The organism is Amycolatopsis kentuckyensis (assembly GCF_002155975.1).
GTDB lineage: Bacteria > Actinomycetota > Actinomycetes > Mycobacteriales > Pseudonocardiaceae > Amycolatopsis > Amycolatopsis kentuckyensis.
The window spans coordinates 1-749 of the sequence record NZ_MUMI01000219.1 but is presented as its reverse complement, the minus strand read 5'-3'; the positions used below and the strand labels follow the sequence as shown (position 1 = coordinate 749).

Here is a 749-nt window from a genome sequence, read left to right as displayed (position 1 = left end):
CTGCGCATCGGCGTGATGCCGGGCGAGACGAAGTTCGGCTTCGGCGCGGTCGCCCAGGGCTGGCAGCCGAGCAACCGGGCGCTCACGACGATGTTCGGCACGTCGGCCGGGGTCAAGCCGTTCCTGGCCGGCGCGGGCGTGAAGGCCGGTATCGGGGCGGGCAAGGGTGCGTTCGCCGAAGGCAAGGAAGCCGTCACACCCGAGGGGGACGAACCGTGGTTCGACAAGAGCGAGATCGGCGGGGACCGGAGCCCGGAGGAGACCCGCAAGGATCTCGACATTTGAGCGGGTTCGCCGAGAGTGTCGAGCGCTGGTCGGAGGAAACCCAGGTCCGGCCCGGGCACCGGGAGCGGGTCGAGGCGCTGATGCGGGACCGGTGGCGCGAGCCGGTCATCGTGCTGCGCCTCGGGGACCTGGATCTGGGCTTCGACGTACCCGGGCGTCGCTTGGACGGCACGGTCAAGGGGAAGCGGCTGATCCGGCGGTTCTTCTGGAACGTCCTGCGCGGTCTCGGGGGAGCGGTCCTCTATGTCTTCTTCTTGGCCAACGGTGGTGGCGGTGGTGGTGGGAAGGCCGGCCATCCGTTCCAGCGAGAGATCCGGGTGTCCGGTCCGAAGAACGCGATGGTGCTCGACCTGACCGACCGGCTCCGGCCGGTCAAGGGTCCATGGCTGGTGTGCTCGCCGTCGTGTCTCGCGGTGGTGGACACCGGAACCACCTTCACCGACCCGGCCGACGCGCCGCCGCCG

At 70.1% G+C, this 749-nt stretch carries 1 protein-coding gene and 1 pseudogene; both read left to right on the top strand.

Annotated elements, in window-relative coordinates:
* Nucleotides 1-285: pseudogene (locus CCN39_RS21720) on the top strand (hypothetical protein); the annotation flags it as partial.
* The coding region (locus CCN39_RS21715; RefSeq protein ID WP_086844746.1) for a hypothetical protein at nucleotides 282-749 on the top strand (468 nt) is incomplete at its 3' end. The pseudogene CCN39_RS21720 and the gene CCN39_RS21715, both read left to right, overlap by 4 nt.